Genomic DNA, 21,135 nt, shown 5'->3' with positions numbered 1-21,135 from the left:
ATGTTTAGATGTAATGTTTTTGGGAAAGGAGAAATAGATGGAGGAATTCGTATATTTACGTCCGGTTTTTAAAAGTATTTTAGCAGCATCTATTCTTGTTATGCTAATTGTTTTGAGACAGAAGAAAGAGTTGATTAATGAATTTTCGCTTTGGTTTATCTCGGTATTGTGTATCGGTGTTTCCGCGATAACGTTGTTTATGTCCGGATTTATCGTTGATGATTATAATCTAGGTGGAGATCCACAATCGTTTTGTATGTTTATTGCGATTGGTTGTATTAGCGGTCTGAATTTCATTATTTATTACAGAAGGCAATAAAAGAGGCATTCCATATTACTTTGGAATGCCTTTATCATTTTGATTGCTTTGTTTTTTATACAGGTACCAGCCACCCCAGCCGCCACCAATTGCTGCGACAACGAGGAAAGCATAGTCCTTAACCTCGACACGTATATTGAAAATATTAGCTATAAGTAAGAGAATCCCAACTGTTATTAACGCAAAAAATGCTCTAATTAAGTAGTCTTTCAACTGAACCACTCCCGTCATTTAAGTAGTAAATGATGAATTTGGAAAAGCTAAAGGGTGTTTCCTATATTTTAACATAGATGAGATTGTAATATATTGATAAAAGTAAGGGAGAGGGGCGCTGATATTGTCGTGATTTGTCGGCAAATCGATATCCTTTGTCAAATCGTTGATATATTGCGGGTAATGATCGATATAATGAAAAAATCGTTGATATATTGCGAGTTATGATCGATATATTTGAAAAATCGTTGATATAATTTCGTGTACCGTTAAGTGCGACCATTACATAAAAAAGCGACTCTAAACGAGCCGCTTCCGCTTTAAATAATATCCAGCTCCGGTAGCTAGAATGTTCGGTGGCTTCGCTTTTTCCTGCGAGGCAAAGAACGCCTCTACGTCAAAAGCTCCATCCCCCTCACATTCTGAGCAAGCTACCTCCGCTTTAAAGTAATATCCAGCTCCAGCGGCTAGAACAGTCGGTTGTTTCACTCCTTCATTCGAGGCAAAAAGCGCCTCGTAATCAGGAGTTCCAACACCCTCCTGTTCTGAACGAGCCGCTTCCGCTTTAAAGTAATATCCAGCTCCAGCGGCTAGAATCTCCGGTCATTTCGCTCTCTCGCTCGAAGCAAAAAGCGCTTCAAGGTCGAGAGCTCCAATGCCCTGCGATTCTGAGCGAGCCGCTTCCGCTTTTAATTATTATTGATTCAAGAACGCACGTAGCATCCAAGCGTGTTTTTCTAGTTCTGTGTAGATGCCTAGTAGTAGGTCAGATGTCATTTCATCGTCAGAGTCTTGAGCGATTTCCATGCCTTTTTTCAGTTCGACTAGCATCATTTCGTAGTCTTTCATGATTGCTTCGACCATCCCTTCTGCAGTTTCTCCGTATGCTGCTTCTTGAATAGAAGATAGTTCTAAGTATTCTTTCATTGTTGCTACTGGTTTGCCGCCAATTGCTAAAATACGTTCTGCAATTTCATCGATGTGAGTAGCTGATTCTGTGTAAAGTTCTTCGAATTTCTCGTGTAATGTGAAGAATTGAGGTCCTTTTACGTACCAATGGAAGTTGTGAAGTTTTGTGAATAAAACGCTCCAGTCTGCTACTTGTTTGTTTAATACTTCGATTACTTGTTTGTTCATTATGATCAATCTCCTTTTGAGTTGTTATGTGATATCAATTACTAATTTATAATAATTATAATATAGTAATCTCTATAAATCAACCCTTTTGCTGGAATTAATTTGAACAAATTATGAACTCTTGTAAATAAAAGGCCCTATTACGGTGAAGTAATAGGGCCTTTGTTTGAGATATGGCTCTTGTTCTAAACGAGCCGCTTGTGCTTTTAGTGATATCCAGCTCCGGTGACTAGACCAGTCGGTCATTTCGCGCCTTCCTGTGAGGCAAAGAACGCCTCTTCGTCAGGAGCTCCAATGCCCTCCTGTTCTGAGCAAGTCACCTCCGCTTTTAATTAATATCCAGCTCCGGTGACTAGACCAGTCGGTTGTTTCACTCCTTCATTTGAGGCAAAAAGCGCCTCAAATGAAGGAGTTCCAACACCCTCCTGTTCTGAACGAGCCACTTCCGCTTTTATTTATTAAACGGCTTTTTGTTTTTCTTCTACATCCTGCCCATCCCAGCACTCTGTATTCTTTAAGCCAGGGATAGAGTTTGCAACGAAGACAGGATCTTTTCCTTGTTTCTTTTGCTTCAAATAGTCTACTAATGCAGCGTAAGCAAATTTGCTAAGGAATGAGATGGCAATTAAGTTTGTGAATACCATTAGTCCCATGAATAAATCAGCTAAACTCCAAACTGTTTTAAGAGCAGCGATTGATCCGAAGAATACCATTCCGACAACTGCAACGCGATAAATCATTAGCCATGTTTTGCTTTCTTTAATGAATGCGATATTTGTTTCACCATAATAGTAGTTTCCTAGAAGTGAACTGAAAGCGAATAGGAAAATAATAATCGCTAAGAAAGTGCTTGCCCACGGTCCAATTTGTGAACTTAATGCGTTTTGTGTTAATTCGATACCTTCTAAATTTGATCCTTTGTAAAGCCCAGAACATAATACAATAAATGCTGTTGATGTACATACTAAGAATGTATCTACGAAAACGCCTAACGCTTGAACAAGCCCTTGTTTTACAGGGTGAGATACATCAGATGTTGCGGCTGCATTAGGAGAGCTACCCATTCCTGCTTCCGTAGCGAATAAACCGCGCTGAATTCCGAACTTGATTGCTGCTCCAATACCACCAGCGATAGCTTGGTCTAAACCGAATGCACCGTTAAAGATTTCCATGAAAATGCTTGGTAACATACTGAAGTTGTTAATAACGACAAAAATAGCCACGCCGATATAAACGATTGCCATTGGCGGAACAATCATTTCTGTAATACGTGAAATGCTCTTAATGCCACCAAAAATAATAACTGCAACTAATAAAGCTAATAGAGCTCCTACGATTGTTCGCTCTAGTCCAAAAGCATTTTCAAACGCTATTGTTACTGTATTTGCTTGCACTGAATTGAAAATTAATCCGTACGCAACTGTAATAAGAAGTGAAAACCAGACGCCCATCCAGCGTTTGTTTAACCCTTTTTCCATGTAATATGCTGGTCCACCACGGAACCTACTTCCATCTTTTACTTTATAAATTTGCGCAAGTGTACATTCTACAAAACTAGTAGCTGCTCCGATAATGGCGATAAACCACATCCAAAATATTGCGCCAGGTCCACCCATTGAAATTGCTAATGCTACACCGGCTAAGTTCCCGATACCGATACGTGCTGCTGCACTTAAGCAAAATGCTTGGAATGGGGAGATGCTATCTTTCTTTTTTTCTTTTCGATTAAACCCTTTACTAATTAAGCTGACCATCTCACTGAAATGAGTAATTTGGACAAATTTTAATTTAAAAGAGAAGTAAAGACCGAAGCCGATTAGCATTGCAATAAGAATATATGACCATAAAATATTATTCGTTACCTCAAGGAATCTGCTAAAGATATCAACCATATAATACACTTCCTTTTTTTCGTAATAAGAAAATTATATGCAAAAAATATACGAGAATCAATTTTTCTAAAAAATTATGTTACTTAAGTCATTTTTGTGTTATGATTATGTTACATCGTAATATTTTTAGAATTATTTACATTTTAAAAAACTAAATGTAAAGCGAGAAGGTGGGGATAATTTGAAAGAAGATTCTTTATGGAAAGTAAGCCTTGAGAGTTTGAAAATGAGAAGTAATATATTTTTTATCATTACATCTTTAAGTATCTTTTTAGGGTCCACTTATTATTACAATAAAAGATTTCCAAATCACAAATATCCTGAGTGGTTAGAATTTCTAAAGCTGATTGGATGAATAAAAGACAGAAAAACAGAAAATTAAAATAAATAAGTTATGGAGGAGCTAAAAATGAATATTAGAGAAAGTGAACTTCCGGGTATTGGTTATAAGTTTCAAATCGTTACAAAAGGTAATGAAAAGATGGTAATTGTCATTCATGATGATGGTCGTAGAGAAATGTATCATTTTGATTCAGACCATGAAGAAAGCATCTCAAGTATTTCACTACGTGACTCAGAGGCAAGACAAATCGCGGCAATATTAGGTGGAATGGTATATAAGCCTAGGGCGTTAGAAAATGTTGAGATGGTTTTTGAAGGTTTAGCGATTGAGTGGTTCAAAGTGGAGAATACAGCTCCAGCAATCGGAAAAACAATTGGCGATCTTGAAATAAGAAAAACATATAGCGTAACCATAATCGCAGTTATGAAGAAGAACATGAAGAAGCTATTTAATCCAGGACCAGAAACAGTAATTGAAGAAGGAGATATGCTTGTAGTTTCAGGTGAGAGAGAAGAAATAAAAAAAATCATTAATGAATTACTTTCAAATAGGGGGGACTGATTAGATGGATACGTTAATTTTTGAAGTTGGTACAGCTTTAGTTTTAGTGGCAATTGCAGCAGTAATTGCTGGAAAATTTAAATTCTCAGTAATTCCTTTTCTAATCGTTCTTGGAATGTTAGTAGGACCGCATGCACCGACAATAGGTGTTATCGATCTCAAATTTATTGAAAGTGCAAGTGTAATTTCCTTCCTTGGACGGATTGGGGTTCTATTCCTTCTATTCTATCTAGGATTAGAATTTTCAATGAAAAAACTAATTAAATCTGGACGCTCTATTGCGATTGGCGGAACGATTTATATTTTAATTAACTTTTCACTTGGTTTGTTATACGGATTTATAATGGGATTCCCATTACTAGAAATCTTAATTATTGCGGGTATTATTACGATTTCTTCTAGCGCTATCGTTGCTAAAGTGTTAGTGGACTTAAGAAGAACTGGTAATAATGAAACCGAATTAATTTTAGGAATTATTATGTTTGAAGATATATTCCTTGCTGTATATTTATCAGTTGTTTCTGGTTTAGTACTTGGAGATCACGCTTCCTTCTTAGGTGCCCTTACTTCAATTGGAATTGCTTTAGGATATATGCTTCTATTCTTTATAGTAGCTAGAAAGGCTACGCCGTTATTAAATAAATTGCTCAATATTAGCTCAGATGAAATCTTTATTATTGTAGTATTTGCTTCTTTATTCTTCATTGCTGGTTTTTCAGAAACAATTCACGTTGCAGAAGCAATTGGAGCACTTCTTCTAGGATTAGTTTTCTCTGAGACAGAGCATAGTGACCGAATTGAACATCTTGTTGTTCCATTTAGAGACTTTTTCGGAGCTATTTTCTTCTTCAGCTTCGGGTTAAGTATTGATCCGTTCTCATTAGGCGGAGCGATATGGTTAACGTTAGGTGCTGTCCTTCTTACGATAATCGGTAACTTTGTAGCAGGAATGATCGCAGGAAGACAAGCTGGATTATCTCATAAAGCATCAACAAATATCGGATTAACAATCGTTTCAAGAGGAGAGTTCTCCATCATTATGGCTAATATCGGTATCGCCGGTGGCTTAATGTCAGTACTGAAACCATTCTCAGCACTATACGTGCTTATACTATCCATTTTAGGCCCACTTCTGACAAAAGAGTCGAAGAATGTATATAAATTCTTAAATAAAATCTTTAAGTGGGATACGAAGACTAACTAAATTGAAAAAAATAAAAGTACAAGATATTTCCTGCTTGTACTTTTATTTTTGTAATGAAAACAGTAAAGAGAGGTAAATGATGTTAGGAGAGTTGATTCATTCGGTTTTAGTTTTTTTAGAAGGACTTGGTTATTGGGGAATTATGCTTGGATTAATGCTAGAGGTTATTCCAAGTGAAATCGTATTGTCTTATGCAGGTTATTTAGTATCAACAGGAAGCATTACATTTTGGGGCGCTGTCGCGTTCGGTACAATTGGTGGTGTAATTGCACAACTATTCATTTATTGGATTGGTCGATATGGAGGAAGACCTGTTCTTGAGCGATATGGAAAATATATTTTAATCCAGAAGAAACATATTGATTATGCTGAAGATTGGTTTAATCGTTATGGAACTGGCGTTATCTTTACCGCACGTTTTATTCCGGTTGTGCGTCATGCTATTTCGATACCAGCGGGTATTGCGAAAATGTCACATGCTAAGTTTATTACGCTAACTACATTAGCTGTTATTCCGTGGTCAATTGTGTTTGTATATTTAGGTTTTAAATTAGGAACAGAGTGGGAAAGTATTAATAAAGTTGCGGGGCCATATGTGAAATATTTTGCACTTGCTGCTATTGTTTGTGCAATTGGTTATTTTGTATTAAAAAAAATGATGAAAAAAAAGTGATTACAGAAAAGGAATCTATGTCGACGTAGATTCCTTTTTTATTGGCATTTTTTCAAGGATGAAAGAATACGTTTAATATTTACCATATTGTGGCATACATATAGAAAAAGGGTGCTTGGAAAGGGGAATAAAGAGAAATGGAACTCCAGTTTCAAAATGTATATCAACAGGTAGAGAATTGGTATGTGTTGGATTCGGAGCTTCCTTGGGATGTCAAAAAGTTGAGAGAGGATTTGTTTTCTCTTATTGGAGTATGTAAAACGCCCGTTATTTTTTGTGATACGTGTGATGCAAATGATGTGCTTCTATCATTAGGGGAAGAGGAAGAAGAGTTCCTATTCCCAGTAGGTGGTTTTTATCATAAAGAAAAGCAGTTAATTTTCGTTTGTATGTGGGAAGAGTATGATCAAGTTCTCAAAACGCTACTGCATGAATTCCGCCATGCGATGCAGCATAAGAGAGATATATTGTATGTGGGAAGTGAACGGTACGAAGAGCGGTGGATTGAAAAAGATGCGAGGAAGTTCGCGGAGAGGAAATTAGATGAATATAAGAGTAGAAAGTTAATGTAAAGCATAGTGGAGAAATAGCGCTGTGCTTTTTGTGCTTATTAAAAATAAGTATTTGACTTTTATTAAGTTTAGTTCTAAACTAATGATATGAAACAAGCGAGGTGATGAAATGAAAACAGAAGATAGACTAGGGCTACTATTATGGTTTCGTTTGTCACGCTTTTATAATAAGAGTATTCGTGAGACGAATCAGCATTTGAAAAAATGGAATATATCTGCCGCCCAGTTTGATGTGTTAGCTCAAGTTGGAGGACATAATCGTTTAACGCAACAAGAACTTGGAAATAAGCTATTTGTTACGAAAGGAAATGTAACGCAGCTTTTAAATAAAATGGAGCAGCTTGAGTGGATTTTGCGTGAACAAGAGGGTACTACGAAATATATTTCTTTAACAGAAAAGGGAAGAGCTTTATATGAGGAAATCGTCCCACCTCAAGAAACGTTCCAAGCAGAGAAGTTTCATAATTTAAATATAGAGGAACAAAAGCAGTTATTAACACTATTAAAAAAGTTACAGTAAGAAAAAATTTTAAAATAAATCTCGAATTCGAGATAGTATGAGGTGAAGGATATGTTTAGAAAAGTTGATCATAAAAATATGGGCAGAGCAAATCATGGTTGGTTAAATACACATTTTCATTTTTCTTTTGCCAATTACTATAATCCAAATAACATGAACTTCGGAGCGTTACGTGTTATTAATGATGATCTAGTAGCGGCGCAAACTGGTTTTGATATGCATCCGCACCGTGATATGGAGATTATTTCTTACGTTGTAGATGGTGCTTTAACACATGAAGACAGCATGGGAAATCGCGGAACAATTGAGCGTGGACATGTTCAATATATGAGTGCTGGCACGGGTGTATTTCATAGCGAGCATAATTTAGGCGATGAAACGCTGCGTTTATTACAAATTTGGATTTTACCAGACCGCGCAGATCATAAACCAAACTATGGTGAGTTTAAATTTGATTGGAGCAAGCGTGAAAATGAATGGTTCCATATGGTATCTTCAGTAGAAGGAAATGCACCAATTCAAATTCACCAAGATGCGAATTTATATTCTTTATCATTAGAGGCTGGAAAAGAAATTCATTTTCCAGTGAAAGAAGGCCGTCAATTATACCTTGTACAAATTGAAGGAAGCAGTGTAATAAATGGTGAAACGTTTGTTATGCGGGATGCAGCAGAATCTGTAGAAGAAGATATTCACATTCAAGCGAAAGAGCAATCACACTATTTAGCAATTGAATTGAAAAAACAATAAAAGGTTTATAGAAAAGAGGACATCCGATAGATGTCCTCTTTTTTTGATTGGAATTGTCTGAAAAATGTTTCTCAAATTTTTGGTAGAGGTATCGGCTGGGAAAATAAGAATTGTATAAAAGTGTCAAAAATCTTTATGGGAATGGGGAATGTTATAGTGAAAAAGCAAGTCATTTCATCAGCATTAGCGTTAACTGTTATCGCCGGGGGATTTGGAGCGTTTGGGGCAACGACAACGAAAGCGGAAGAACAAAAAATTCAATATCATCAAGAATTTAAAACACCTGCATACATAGGTGAAGAATGGAAAGCACCGGAAGGACTAGATAAAAAAGAGACAGTCTTTCAATACTTAGAGAGTAAGAAAGATATGTTTAAATTAGCAGGAAATATTGAAAAGCATTTTAATATCGTTGGGGAAGAAAAAGACGCTGAATCTGATACGACACACGTGAAGCTAGTTGAGAAACATAATAACATTCCTGTGTACGGTTCTGATCAAACTGTTACACTTGATAAAGAGAATAATGTAAAAGCATTCTTCGGACAAGTTATTCCGAATTTAGATGATAAAAATATTCCTGCAGCTGCAAGCATTACTGCGGAACAAGCAGAAACAATTGCAAAGGCAGATATTGAGAAAGAAATTGGTAAAGTAAAGAGTTATGACGGTGTGAAAAAAGATTTATTTGTATATGAAAAGGACGGTAATTACTACCTTGCATACTTAGTTAAGGCATCGATTTCAAAACCAGCTCCAGGATATTGGCATTATTTTGTTGATGCAACGAATGGAAATGTTATTGAGAAATATAACGCTGTAGATAACATTACTGGATTTGGTTACGGAGTATTAGGTGCTAGACAATCATTTGAAATTGCTCAAGATACGAAAACAGGACAATTCAACTTGTTTGATGGTAAACGAGGACAAGGTGTTCATACATTTGATGCAGAAAATATGGACGAGAACTGGTTTAATTTATTCTCACAATGGCTTGGATATACAGGAGAAGAAGTTGAAAGTAAATCTAAGTTCTTCGAAGATAAAGCTGCAGTTGATGCGCATGTAAATGCAGGAAAAGTATATGATTACTACAAAAAGACATTTAATCGTAACTCTTTCGATGATAAAGGTGCGAAGCTTATTTCAACTGTTCACGTAGGGGAGAGCTGGAATAACGCAGCTTGGAATGGTGTGCAAATGATGTACGGTGATGGCGATGGAAAAACGTTCATTCCATTATCTGCTGGACTTGATGTTATCGGTCATGAATTAACGCATGCTGTAACTGAACATACAGCAAACCTTGTTTACAAAAATGAGTCAGGGGCGTTAAATGAATCGTTATCTGATATTATGGGTGTTATGGTTGAGAAGAAGAGCTGGGATTTAGGTGCTGATATTTATACACCTGATAAACCTGGTGATGCACTTCGCTCTCTTAAAGATCCAGCGTCTATTCCAAATCCATTAAAACCAAGTGAAGGTTACCCAGATCACTATAGTAAACGTTATACTGGAACAGCTGATAATGGTGGTGTTCATATTAACAGCAGTATTAACAATAAAGCTGCATATTTAGTATCTGAAGGCGGAGATCATTACGGCGTGAAAGTAACTGGAGTGGGCCGTGAAGCGACAGAAAAAATTTACTACCGTGCTCTTACGAAATATTTAACTGCAAACTCTGACTTCAAAATGATGCGTCAAGCTGCTCTTCAGTCAGCTGAAGATTTATATGGTAAAAACTCTAAAGCTGTACAAGCTGTAACGAAAGCTTATGATGCAGTAGGTGTAAAATAATAAGAGAAAAGACCTGACATCCTAGTCAGGTCTTTTCTTTATCCCGCTATCCGCAAATGATGAAATTTCCACTTTATTTAGTCGCGAATACCTAATGCGATTTTCGCCATACGTGACATACGTTCTTTCGACCACGGTGGATTCCAAACGACATTTACTTCTATTTCATTAACTTCAGGTACGTTTGTTGATAATACTTTTTTAACGTCTGATACGATTTGCCCAGCCATTGGACAACCGATAGAAGTCATAGTCATCGTAATGACAGCATTATTATTTTCATCTGCTGTAACATCATAAACTAATCCAAGATTAACGATATCAACACCTAGTTCAGGGTCAATAACAGCCTCTAAATTGGCAAGTAATTTATTTTCAAATGCTTCTTGTGACATAAGCAGCCCCTCCTACACTTTAATGATATCGATTCTCATTATAACGGAAATGAGCATAATGTGCAGGAAATGAGCTCAAAAAAATATCCCTCTTTCAAAGAAGGGATATTTTTTGAACATCTATTCTGTTTTAAAATGAGATACGAGTTGATCTAACTCTTCAACTGTTTGTTTCATTTTTCCAGCAGTTACTGCCATTTCATTCATAACAATAACTTTCTGTTCAGCAGATTGTGCCGTTGCGGCAGTTTCGCTCGATACTTCAGTAGAGATAGAAGCGATGTTATTAAGTGAAGCATTCATTTCTTCAGCACTTGCAGCCATTTCTTCAGCAGTTGCTGATATATCTTGCATTTGAGTAGATACTTTATTTACTTGTTCCACAATTGTTGTGAAAGAAGTACCAGCTTCACGAATAACATTGATACCTTCAAATGCTTCAGAACGGCCTTGAGACATCATAGAGCTAGCAGTTTCTGTATCATTTTGAATTTGATGTAGTAATTGATTAATGTCTGTTGCAGCTGTTTTAGATTGTTCAGCAAGCTTTCGAACTTCGTCAGCTACGACAGCAAATCCTTTTCCTTGCTCCCCAGCACGAGCTGCCTCAATAGAAGCATTTAAAGCAAGTAAGTTTGTTTGCTCAGCAATATTAGAAATAGATTGTACAGCAGTATCAATATATTTCGTATGAGTGATTAGACGTTCAACCACTTCTGACGTAGCATTTACAGCTTCGTGTATTGTTGTCATTTGTGAAACAGATTTTTGGATAACGGTACTTCCATCGCTAGCATGTTCAGATGTGGCAACAGCAAGTTCCGCTACAGATGAAGCAGATTCAGCAATGCGCTGAACACTTACTGCCATATCATCCATTGCAGTTGAACTTTCTTCCATACTAGAAGTTTGTGATTGAATACTTGCATTTAAGTTGGACATCGAGCTTTGGACTCTTAATGTCGCCTCACGTGATGTATTCGTTTTTTCTAGCATATTTTCAGAAGCGGTTTGTACTTCCACTGATGTTTTTTGAACACGATTAATAATATGTTGTAGGTTTTCTAACATTTTATTAAATGATGTTGCGATAGCACCTATTTCATCGTTGCTATTTACTTGTAGACGTGCCGTTAAGTCACCTTCTTGAGAGGCTAATTCTTTTAGTTTTGTATCAATTTGTTGAATTGGTTTCACAAGTTTACCAGAGAACCACCATGCAAGAATAATTGCAACGACAATACAAATAACAAGTGATAGAAAGACTGCATATTCAATTCCTAGTGAAGATTGATCAATTTGTTCAATAGATTGTTCACGTAATTTAGCTTGTTCATTACTGTAATTTGTGAAGTCACCAATTACTTTATAGACCGTTCCGTTTTCTGAAGAAGCTACTTGTAAAGCTTCTTCCCATTTTTGTTCTTTTGCAAGAGTGAATACTTTTTCTTCAACGAACTTTCTCCAAGTAGACCCTAATTCCATTGTGCTTTTTACGGACGAAGAAAGATTTGGATTAGAAAGAAGTTTATCTTTTGAATCCTCAAGACGTTTACTCATCTCATTAAACTTGTCTAATTCGACTTGATCATGTTGTAGTAAATAACCTCTTAAAGCAGATAGCTGTACTTGATAAGCATCTCCACGCTCTTTCAATTCTGTTGCCAGTGGAGAAATTTCTTTTTGTAATGTTTCAGCTTTACGAGATTGGTCAATAGCAAAAAATAAAATAAATGCTAAGGCGATACCAAATAAAGCGCAAATCGTTCCCATCATGAACATAAGTTTTTTTCTGATACTTACAAAATTCATATGATTAAAAGCCTCCTTTGTGAAATCTTAGTATTAGAATTAATAAATGTAAAAAATTGAAAGAAAGCTTTACTCCAGTTGGAATAAAGCTTTCTTATTTCCTTTAGGAATTATAGCAGACGGAATGAGAGATAGAAAGAGATATTTTAAAGTGAAAAAAGAGAGCCTGTAAAACTTTCATTCCTATACCTTTGAGCTCGTGTCATTTTCACTTTAAGCGTTTGTTTTGAAATGAGAGACGAGAACTTCAAGTTCTTGTACGATTGTTTTCATTTCAGATGATTTTTTAGCCACGATACTCATTTTGTTTACTTGATCACCAGCCGAATGCGCTGTTTGTGATGTTTCTGCAGCAACTTCGTTTGAAATAGAAGCGATATTATTTAAAGCTGCGTTCATTTCTTCAGAGCTTGCAGCCATCTCTTCAGCAGTTGCAGACATTTCTTGCATTTGTGTAGAGACTTTGTTAATGTGGTTAACAATTTCTGAGAATGAAGATCCGGCGGTACGAATAACCGTAATTCCTTCAGAAGCTTCTGTTTGACCTTGTGTCATCATGTCATTTGCTATTTTTGTATCAGCTTGAATTTGATGAAGTAAATGGTTAATGTCAGTTGCGGCTAGTTGAGATTGTTCAGCAAGTTTTCGAACTTCATCGGCAACAACAGCGAATCCCTTTCCATGTTCACCAGCACGAGCTGCTTCAATAGAAGCATTTAAAGCGAGTAAATTTGTTTGGTCGGCGATATTCGAAATAGATTGAAGTGCAGTATCTATATGATTTGTATGTGTAATGAGTCGCTCAACTACTTGTGATGTAGCGTTAACAGCTTCGTTAATTGTATGCATTTGTGTAATAGATTTCTCAATGACTTTATTCCCATCATCTGCTTTTTCTGAAGTTGTGACAGCTAAACTAGTAACAGAAGAGGCGGACTCAGCGATACGCTGAACACTCGTTGCCATGTCATCCATTGCGGTTGAACTTTCTTCAATGCTAGAAACTTGTGAACGAATATTGTGTTCAAGAGCATTCATAGTTTCTTGGGTTCTTGCGGTATTTTCCATAGAAGCGGTTGTTTCGATAAATACATTTTCGGAAGCTTCTTTTACACTTGTTGATGTTTGTTGAACTTGTTTTATTATATGCTGTAAGTTAGTGAGCATTTGATTAAAGGAATTTGCAATGTCACCAATTTCATCTTTACTTGTTACGTGTAATCTAGCCGTTAAATCTCCATCTTGAGAAGCTAATTCTTTTAACTTCTCATCAATTTGTCGAATTGGTTTAACGAGTTTACCAGAGAACCACCATGCTAATAAGATAGACGTTAATGTACATGTAATGAGTGAGAAGAAAATAATATATTGAATAAGTGATGAAGAAGACTCGACATCAGCAATTAATGCGTCACGTTTCTCATTCTCTTCATTTGTATATTTATTAAAACGACCTAAAAGATCATTTACATAATCTGTTTGTGCTAAAGCAATTTTGGATGCTTCGTCCCATTTTCCTTCACGCGCAAGAGGTAGTACCTCATTATCTATGACGCTACGCCATTTTCCCCCCATTAAAATAGCTTCTTTCATTCCTTCTGGGAGCTTCTTGTCACTTGTTACTTTCTCTCTAGTATCAGCTAATTTTTTCCCTTCTCGATTGAACTTATCTAATCCTTTTTGATCATGTGATAGCAAATATTCTTGTAAACCAGCAACTTGTGCTTGGAACCAATCGCCACGTTCTTTTAAAATCGTCGCTCTTTTTGATACATCATTTTTTAACGTTTTGATTTCACTTGCTTGATTCATGGCGAATGAAAGAATAACAATAAGAGCAATGCTAAATAAAGAAGAAATGCTTAAGAGTGTGAACAGTAGTTTTTTTCGAATACTAACATATTTCATCGTTACCCCTACCCTCATTTAAACTATTTATTATGATTTATAGATATTTAAAACAAAATTAATAAAAACATTATTATGAAGTTATTAATCTGTTCAATGAAAATTATAGCAGATAATGGAAGGAGTCAGATTGATATTAGAAAAAGTTCTTAAAATGTATACATTTGCATATCATAAAATTCATAAATAAATATTAGAAATGCTATTGAAATTTGAAATGACATCATGTATACTTCTAATTAGTTGATAACGATTATCAGTATCAACTGGAAACATTACTCTTCGTTATGTTGGTCATACCCCTTTTTGACGACGTAAGTCAGAGACGAAATGTTGAAATATCTTGTGTCCTATTCTACAGAATTATGGTAATCTCCAACCTCAACTTATATGCGTGAGCATGCAAAAAGGATCCTATCCGTGAAGGGATCCTTTTTTGCATGCTGTCGCAATTATTGTATATAGACCAGGGATACGTTCTTCGATTCCTTCTGGTGCAGTAGAAGGAAAGACCCATCTTTGATGAGATCCATGTTCTTCAACTAGTTTTTCGATTTTAAAATGTTCTTCCGCAAGTGTTGTAATAATTTCTCCTAGCGTCCAGCGACGGATGGTTGTTTTAGGTAGCGATTCTTTCTGTGCTTCTGTAAGAAGGATGCTATAAGCAACATCATCTTCAATCAATTCTTCATCAAAATAATTTCCATTGGCCTGAAATGATGGGTGGTCGACTCCTAATAATTTCGTGTAAACAGGATGATAGTCACGAAGGATAAGCATTCCATCTCGCTTAAGTAAAGGAGCAATTTTTTGAAAGAGTGGTTTTAAATCTAGAAAGTAATGGAGTACACCAAGTTCCAGCAATACGATATCAAATGATTCGGAGAGCTGCACATTTAATACATCAGAAACGACATACTGGATAGAGACACCTGCTGCGTCCGCAAGTTCATTTGCATATTTTGCATTACTTGCTGAAATATCAACAACTGTTACGTCAGAGCCTAAAAGAGCGAGAGCAACAGCTTTATTTCCTTTTGAGCCGAGTAAATTAATAATACATTTTCCTTTTGGAGATTGTATGTAAGGTAAATAATGTGCTACTTCGCGTGTGGGATCTTCCATGATTTTTTTCGCATAATCCTCCGGTGCCCCATGGCGATTCGTCCAAGCTTCATAAGCAGCTGTATTCCAGCTTTTTTCATTTATAGTGCTTAGTTGTTTTTGGTTCAATGTTATCACTCCTTTTGTGAACGTATAGGTATTCGGCGGGAGGATGGGATTTCCTTTTCGTTCTGGATAAAAGTTTGATTTTTCTGTGATTAAGTCGTAAAATACTTGTTATACGTAAAAGCGTTGAAAAGGAAAAGTAGGATGAACACATTCTTTCCAGAGAGCTTCGGTAGCTGAGAAGAAGCAAGAATATTCATTTGAACAATGGCCTTTGAGCTTCGTCCTGAACTTATCAAATGATAATAGTAGGCGGCGACGAGAGTTGGTACTCGTTATCAAAACCACAGTATAAGAGCACATAGCTCCGTACTTGTTAAGGCTAATTATGTGAGTAATTGGCGAAATAAGGTGGTACCGCGACTGTTTATACAGCCCCGCCCTTATCTTTTTTAAGATAAGGGCGGGGCTTTTTATATTTAAAAGGAGGAATGTAAGATGAGTATTTTTATTGGAGGCGCTTGGCCGTATGCAAATGGTTCGTTACACCTTGGCCATATTGCGAGTTTGTTACCTGGAGATATTTTAGCGCGTTATTACAGGGCAAAAGGTGAGAATGTGCTGTATGTTTCAGGGAGTGATTGTAATGGAACACCGATTGCAATTAGAGCAAAACAAGAAGGTGTGACAGCGAAAGAAATTGCTGATAAGTATCATGAAGAGTTCCAGCGATGTTTTCGTAGCCTTGGTTTTACTTATGATTGCTATACACGTACAGATAGTGAGCACCATCATGAAACAGTTCAAAATGTTTTTTTACGTTTATTAGGAGAAGGACATATTTATAAAAAAACAGTGGAACAAGCGTATTGTGAAACGTGTACGCAGTTTTTACCGGATCGTTATGTAGAAGGAATATGTCCACATTGCCATGAAGCAGCAAGAGGAGATCAATGCGATGCTTGTTCTGCTATTTTAGATCCTCTCGATTTGTTAGAAAAGAAATGTAAGTTATGTGGTAGTACGCCATCTGTAGAGGAAACAGAGCATTTCTATTTTGCATTGCATACATTTCAGCAGCAAATTAAAAGGGCTGTAGAAATTGCCAAACAAACAGGGACATGGCGCGACAATGCGATTCAACTAACAGAGAGATATGTAAAGGAAGGATTGCTAGATAGGGCCGTATCACGTGATTTACCAATTGGAGTACCAATTCCAGTAGAAGGGTATGAAGATAAGAAAATTTACGTATGGATTGAAGCAGTGACAGGCTATTATTCAGCGAGTAAACATTGGGCTGAAGAAACAGGGAAAGATGATCAAGAGTTTTGGGATAGAGAAGCGAAAACATATTATGTGCACGGAAAGGATAATATTCCGTTTCATTCCGTCATTTGGCCAGCGGTATTACTTGGAATAGGGGAGGAAGCAATCCCGCGTCATATCGTTTCGAATGAATATTTAACAGTTGAAAAAAGAAAATTATCTACAAGTAAAAATTGGGCAGTATGGGTGCCTGACATATTAGAACGCTATGATCCAGATTCTATTCGTTACTTTTTAACCGTCAACGCACCAGAAAATCGCGATACTGATTTTTCATGGCGGGAATTTATTTACAGTCATAATAGTGAATTGTTAGGTGCATACGGGAACTTTGTGAACCGGACATTAAAGTTTATTGAAAAATATTATGGTGGTATCGTGCCGAAGGGAAGTATTGAGGTAGAGCTGAAAGATAAAGTAGAAGGATTATATAAACATGTAGGAGAGGCGATTGAGCAAACTAAATTTAAGGTGGCGTTAGAAACAATATTTGATGCAGTACGTTTTGCAAATAAATATTTTGATGAAAAGCAGCCTTGGAAACAAAGAGAAGATGATCCAGTTTCATGTGAAGAAACGATTTATAACTGTGTGTATCTTATCGCTAATTTTGCCCATCTCCTTGAACCATTTTTACCATTTTCAAGTGAAAGAGTTCGAAACACATTGTCGATTGTGGAACGAAATTGGGCACCTCAAAATACGTTGCCAAGTAGAATTGATGGTGTGCAGCCACTATTTGAGCGAATCGATGTAAAACAAATTGAGCATGAGATAGAGAAGCTGTATGGAGCGGTAAAATGAGATAGAGAAAAAGACCTTTCAAGTAAATGAAAGGTCTTTTGTTATGCAGTATGATTCTCTTTCTTATCTTTCAAAAAGAAAAGTACAGCAAGGATTACAAGAATAATAGCTGCAATATCATACGTTATTTTAAATGTAGTATTAAAGTTTAAGTACTCTACGAAAGGAGTTTTCACTGCTCCTGCATATATACAAACGGGAATGAGAAGTAAATCGTAAAATTTCTTTTCTTTCATATATCTTATTAGGAAGAAGATACACATAATAGCAAAAAATACGATGCTTAAAATAGTCATTTATACCTCCAGATAAATTTACTTATTTTAATTGCAGTTATATCTTTTATATAAATTCTGTATTTTTTCAAGCGCTATGCACGCGATTTTGTTTCCTTTCTTTCCTAGCCGTAAGCAGCTGAGGAGTGAAGATCCCAACCAATATGAAAATAATTCCAATCCACTGCATGAACGTTACGACTTCATGTACAAGTGTAATAGAAGCAATAATAGCAGTTGGTAATTCAGCTGCACCTAATATCGTACCAAGCCCTGTTCCAACCTTTGGTACACCGATTGAAAAACAAATGACAGGTACAACAACGCCGAATAATCCGAGGAAGAAAGCATATTTCCATAGACCGGCTTGCAAAGCACCGTCTGTTAAAAAGGTTGGCGGAAAGAATAGGCATACGATAAGAGTAGCGCTTGTTGTCATAAGGAAGCTTTTCGTATAAGGCGGAACATCCGTAGCGACGCGCCCGCTTGCAAAAACATAGAATGAAAAAGAGACTGCAGCTAATAGTCCAAAGATAATCCCTTTCGTAGAAAAACTTTGTCCGAGGCCTTCAAATACACCACCTGCAAACAATGTACCAGCAAATAAAATAAGGATAGATATGATCTTATCGCGGCTTGGAAATGTTCGATTTGCAATTGCTTCGATAATGACACCAATCCAAGTGAACTGAAAGAGTAGGACGACAGCGATAGATGCGGGTAGTTCTTCTACAGAAATAGCGTAAAAAATCCCGGTCATACTCATTGTTGTTCCGACGGTTAGTAAGGAAAAGAATTGTTTTTTTGTTACTTTATGACGTGAAAAGAAAAGAACAAGTAGAAATAGTCCAATCCATCCGAAGACATATTGTCCCCCTAAGAGTTGATGTGCTGAAAATCCATTTATGAATCCGAGTTTGAAAATAGTTGAAAGTATGCCATAGCTGCAAGCACCGAATAAAACGAGCAATGAATATTTAAACTTTTCCATAAAAAATCCTCCTTTTAAGTAATAAAAAACGCCCGCTATCCAAATAAGGATAACGGGCGAACGAAACAGAGTAAGACACTCTACAAAATTCCGCCACTCACACATGAAGTATGAGTTTGGGGTATGTAATTATAGTGAATGTTACATTGCTTTTGGGAATACAATGGAGCATTTTACACCTTGAGCTGTGTTTTGTATCCCGTAAGGAAACTGATGTTTATCTAATATTTGTTTCACGATATATAATCCAAGACCACTACCTTGTACTAAACCGTGTTTATCAGGGTTTGCGCGATAGAACGGTTCAAATAAATGAGCAAGTTTATCTTCATCAATTTGTGAACCTGTATTTAATACTTCTAATGCGTAACCATTTGGTTTTTCATAAAGCTTTATATATACGTGCTGATGGTCAATTGTATAATGAATTGCATTTGAAATAATGTTAAAAATAGCAGTTTGAATAAATTTAGGATCAGCTAAAATTTGTACGTCGTGTTTAATATTAGATTGTACATTTAATTGTTTTACAGATACAAAGTAATCTACTTTCTTCATAACATCCTCAATAATATTAGATAAAGAAATGACTTCTAAATTCGGTTTAAATTGAGGGTTTTGTATTTTGGATAATTCCGACATTTTTTCCGTTAATATGTTAATGTCTTGCATCATCTCGTAGGAACGTTTCAAATACTTATCTCTATCTTTATAAGCTCCAATTCCGTGAATCATGCCATCTAGTTGTCCCATAACGGCTGCGATTGGTGTTTTTAATTCATGGGATACCATAGACATAAATTCTTTACGAGATTGTTCTAATTGTTGTTCCTTCTTGAGCTCGTTTCTTAAATCTTGATTGCTTGCATGTAAATTCTTCACAATATTTGGTACTTGTGAAGCAGCTACTTGCAAATTAAAATCTGTTTGATCTGCATTTTTGTTAAGTAGCTTTTTATCTGAGAAATCAAGATTCATAATATCTTTTAAAGCATCACTCATATATTGAAAAGGTTTGGCAATTAGTTTTGTATAAATTAATGATCCGAGTAGTGATAATGCAAGCATTGTCGCGCCAATATGTGGAGCTAATTGTTGCAACGCATCTGCTAACTTTGGATTATCATTTGTATCATTTGTTTTACTTGCTGCATTTTGTGTATGTAAGGCATCATTATTAGCGGCTTTCTTTTCTGCTTCTGTAGGCGGATTAGAAGTGCTATTTTTCCCCGAAAGATTTTGTGTATGTTCTTTTGCCTTTACAGTTTGGCTAGGCTGCAAAAGGTGATTGATAGCTGTAGAAAGAGATTTATAATCTATAATAGAAGATTGGAAATTAGAAATGCTCCCCTCTGACACAGCTTTATTTTGCTTCGTTTTACTTCCGTCGTTTTGCTTATCTGAATCGGCCTGTTCTGTAGTCGGCGTTCCATTTTCTTTCGCAAAACGTTCTTTATCGTAGTTTGAAGCTAGAAAGTAAATAATTTGATAAAGGCAAAGTGATAAAAGAATACAAAATAATAAGGTTTTGATGAAAATATTTTTGGTGATGTTGTCTTTGCTACGATTCGATTTTGTAGCCAATGCCTTTCACCGTTTTGATATAAGGAATTCCTAATTTTTTTCTTAAGTTTTTAATATGTGTATCTATAACTCTTACATCACCATAATGTTCATAGCCCCATACCTTATTCAACAAATCACTTCTTGATAATACTTTTCCTCGATTTTGCAGTAAAGTATAAATAATTTCAAATTCTTTTGTTGTCAATTCAATTTGATTACCATGAACATAAGCTGCATATGCTGTAGAGTTTAACATCAACTCATGGAATTGTAGTATAGTTGCAGCTTCTGCTTCCTTCGTTGCTGCCCTTCTTAATACAGCCTCTACACGCTTAATAAATACAGTGTAATGGAACGGTTTCGTAATATAGTCATCAATACCTAACTCAAATCCTTTAATTTCACTTTCTTCATTATGTAAGCCTGTTAACATAATGATTGGTACATCAGATTGTCCTCGCATAATTTTACAAATACTATAGCCATCTATATCTGGTAACATTACATCGAGGAGGACAAGATCGTATGAATTTTTTTGGAAAAGAAGAATACCTTCTGTTCCAGCACCAACTACATCAACTGTAAAGTTTTGTGCCATTAGAAATTCACGAATAAGTTCTTGTATATCTGGGTTGTCTTCAATCACCAGTATATGCGTCATAGTAACACCTCCTAAATAACGCTTTTTACTGCAATATTCGAATTCATCATTTTTCGAGTGACTCAGATTGTTTATACATATAATAAGCCCCCGCTATAAAATAATCATGAAGGTAGCAAGGGGAATAGTTTAGTGTTACTGAATGGTTCAGAATTACAGTAGTTCTATTATAGTATGTATTATAAAATTTATAAAACATTATAACTGTATAATTTTAATATCTACGTTTATCAA

At 36.0% G+C, this 21,135-nt stretch carries 21 protein-coding genes and 1 other annotated feature; of the genes, 9 read left to right on the top strand and 12 right to left on the bottom strand.

Annotated elements, in window-relative coordinates; all coding sequences use genetic code 11:
- The first annotated feature begins 37 nt into the window (after positions 1-37).
- Complete coding sequence (locus DN399_RS24945; RefSeq protein ID WP_000390909.1) at positions 38-319, top strand: hypothetical protein; 282 nt, start codon at positions 38-40, stop codon at positions 317-319.
- Positions 320-334: 15 nt separating this feature from the next.
- Here DN399_RS24945 and DN399_RS24940 read toward each other — a convergent pair whose 3' ends face one another.
- The 4 genes from DN399_RS24940 to DN399_RS24925 all read right to left on the bottom strand — a co-directional run bounded on the left by DN399_RS24940 (position 335) and on the right by DN399_RS24925 (position 3,561).
- Positions 335-532 (bottom strand): hypothetical protein, encoded by a 198-nt coding sequence (locus DN399_RS24940; protein ID WP_086388925.1) that lies wholly within the window; start codon positions 530-532, stop codon positions 335-337.
- Between the two features lie 300 nt (positions 533-832).
- A complete protein-coding gene (locus tag DN399_RS28495; RefSeq protein ID WP_255478086.1) occupies positions 833-1,021 on the bottom strand; it encodes a hypothetical protein in 189 nt (62 codons plus the stop codon).
- A 207-nt stretch (positions 1,022-1,228) separates the two neighbouring features.
- A complete protein-coding gene (locus DN399_RS24930; protein WP_001041895.1) occupies positions 1,229-1,669 on the bottom strand; it encodes a Dps family protein in 441 nt (146 codons plus the stop codon).
- Positions 1,670-2,127: 458 nt separating this feature from the next.
- Positions 2,128-3,561: an alanine/glycine:cation symporter family protein gene (locus tag DN399_RS24925; protein ID WP_000227591.1), complete on the bottom strand. Its 1,434-nt coding sequence runs from the start codon at positions 3,559-3,561 to the stop codon at positions 2,128-2,130.
- A gap of 409 nt (positions 3,562-3,970) precedes the next feature.
- Here DN399_RS24925 and DN399_RS24915 point away from each other — a divergent pair, with 409 nt between their 5' ends.
- The 7 genes from DN399_RS24915 to nprB all read left to right on the top strand — a co-directional run bounded on the left by DN399_RS24915 (position 3,971) and on the right by nprB (position 9,990).
- Positions 3,971-4,465: a cation:proton antiporter regulatory subunit gene (locus DN399_RS24915; RefSeq protein ID WP_001026075.1), complete on the top strand. Its 495-nt coding sequence runs from the start codon at positions 3,971-3,973 to the stop codon at positions 4,463-4,465.
- Between the two features lie 4 nt (positions 4,466-4,469).
- Positions 4,470-5,669, top strand: a complete 1,200-nt coding sequence (locus tag DN399_RS24910; protein ID WP_000380223.1) for a cation:proton antiporter — start codon at positions 4,470-4,472, stop codon at positions 5,667-5,669.
- A gap of 79 nt (positions 5,670-5,748) precedes the next feature.
- Positions 5,749-6,342 (top strand): undecaprenyl phosphate transporter UptA, encoded by a 594-nt coding sequence (uptA, locus tag DN399_RS24905; protein WP_000900214.1) that lies wholly within the window; start codon positions 5,749-5,751, stop codon positions 6,340-6,342.
- 137 nt (positions 6,343-6,479) lie between these two features.
- Positions 6,480-6,914, top strand: a complete 435-nt coding sequence (locus DN399_RS24900; RefSeq protein WP_000422806.1) for a DUF3920 family protein — start codon at positions 6,480-6,482, stop codon at positions 6,912-6,914.
- 109 nt (positions 6,915-7,023) lie between these two features.
- Positions 7,024-7,434 carry a MarR family winged helix-turn-helix transcriptional regulator gene (locus DN399_RS24895; protein ID WP_000845467.1) on the top strand — a complete coding sequence of 137 codons (411 nt, stop codon included), beginning with the start codon at positions 7,024-7,026 and terminating at the stop codon, positions 7,432-7,434.
- Between the two features lie 51 nt (positions 7,435-7,485).
- Positions 7,486-8,184, top strand: coding sequence for a pirin family protein (locus DN399_RS24890; protein WP_000488929.1), 699 nt, complete (start codon positions 7,486-7,488; stop codon positions 8,182-8,184).
- A gap of 156 nt (positions 8,185-8,340) precedes the next feature.
- Positions 8,341-9,990: a neutral protease NprB gene (gene nprB / locus DN399_RS24885; protein ID WP_000745123.1), complete on the top strand. Its 1,650-nt coding sequence runs from the start codon at positions 8,341-8,343 to the stop codon at positions 9,988-9,990.
- A gap of 77 nt (positions 9,991-10,067) precedes the next feature.
- Here the strand turns inward: nprB and DN399_RS24880 are convergent, their stop codons facing one another.
- The 4 genes from DN399_RS24880 to DN399_RS24865 form a co-directional block, all read right to left on the bottom strand.
- Positions 10,068-10,385, bottom strand: coding sequence for a metal-sulfur cluster assembly factor (locus tag DN399_RS24880; RefSeq protein WP_000076422.1), 318 nt, complete (start codon positions 10,383-10,385; stop codon positions 10,068-10,070).
- Between the two features lie 120 nt (positions 10,386-10,505).
- Entirely contained in the window at positions 10,506-12,197 is a 1,692-nt protein-coding gene (locus tag DN399_RS24875) for a methyl-accepting chemotaxis protein (protein WP_006918787.1), read from the bottom strand.
- A 213-nt stretch (positions 12,198-12,410) separates the two neighbouring features.
- Positions 12,411-14,105 (bottom strand): methyl-accepting chemotaxis protein, encoded by a 1,695-nt coding sequence (locus tag DN399_RS24870; RefSeq protein ID WP_149150021.1) that lies wholly within the window; start codon positions 14,103-14,105, stop codon positions 12,411-12,413.
- Between the two features lie 414 nt (positions 14,106-14,519).
- Complete coding sequence (locus tag DN399_RS24865) at positions 14,520-15,338, bottom strand: class I SAM-dependent methyltransferase (RefSeq protein ID WP_149150020.1); 819 nt, start codon at positions 15,336-15,338, stop codon at positions 14,520-14,522.
- A gap of 114 nt (positions 15,339-15,452) precedes the next feature.
- Positions 15,453-15,723, top strand: a binding site (T-box leader).
- Positions 15,724-15,773: 50 nt separating this feature from the next.
- Between DN399_RS24865 and metG the strand changes: the two genes are divergently transcribed.
- Positions 15,774-17,408, top strand: coding sequence for a methionine--tRNA ligase (metG, locus tag DN399_RS24860; protein ID WP_149150019.1), 1,635 nt, complete (start codon positions 15,774-15,776; stop codon positions 17,406-17,408).
- Between the two features lie 41 nt (positions 17,409-17,449).
- Here metG and DN399_RS24855 read toward each other — a convergent pair whose 3' ends face one another.
- From DN399_RS24855 to DN399_RS24840, 4 genes are all read right to left on the bottom strand, one after another.
- On the bottom strand, positions 17,450-17,704 hold the full coding sequence (locus DN399_RS24855; protein ID WP_000154129.1) for a hypothetical protein: 255 nt from the start codon (positions 17,702-17,704) through the stop codon (positions 17,450-17,452).
- Between the two features lie 67 nt (positions 17,705-17,771).
- Positions 17,772-18,674, bottom strand: coding sequence for an EamA family transporter (locus DN399_RS24850; protein ID WP_000410484.1), 903 nt, complete (start codon positions 18,672-18,674; stop codon positions 17,772-17,774).
- Positions 18,675-18,815: 141 nt separating this feature from the next.
- Complete coding sequence (locus DN399_RS24845) at positions 18,816-20,258, bottom strand: sensor histidine kinase (RefSeq protein WP_086388928.1); 1,443 nt, start codon at positions 20,256-20,258, stop codon at positions 18,816-18,818.
- Positions 20,236-20,901 (bottom strand): response regulator transcription factor, encoded by a 666-nt coding sequence (locus tag DN399_RS24840; RefSeq protein WP_000148833.1) that lies wholly within the window; start codon positions 20,899-20,901, stop codon positions 20,236-20,238. The genes DN399_RS24845 and DN399_RS24840 overlap by 23 nt, the downstream gene beginning before the upstream one ends.
- Between the last annotated feature and the right edge of the window lie 234 nt (positions 20,902-21,135).

The organism is Bacillus sp. AR4-2 (assembly GCF_008274865.1).
In the GTDB taxonomy this organism is placed as follows: domain Bacteria; phylum Bacillota; class Bacilli; order Bacillales; family Bacillaceae_G; genus Bacillus_A; species Bacillus_A cereus.
Note: the sequence above shows the minus strand (reverse complement) of the source record. Positions and strands in the feature narration are given on the sequence as shown.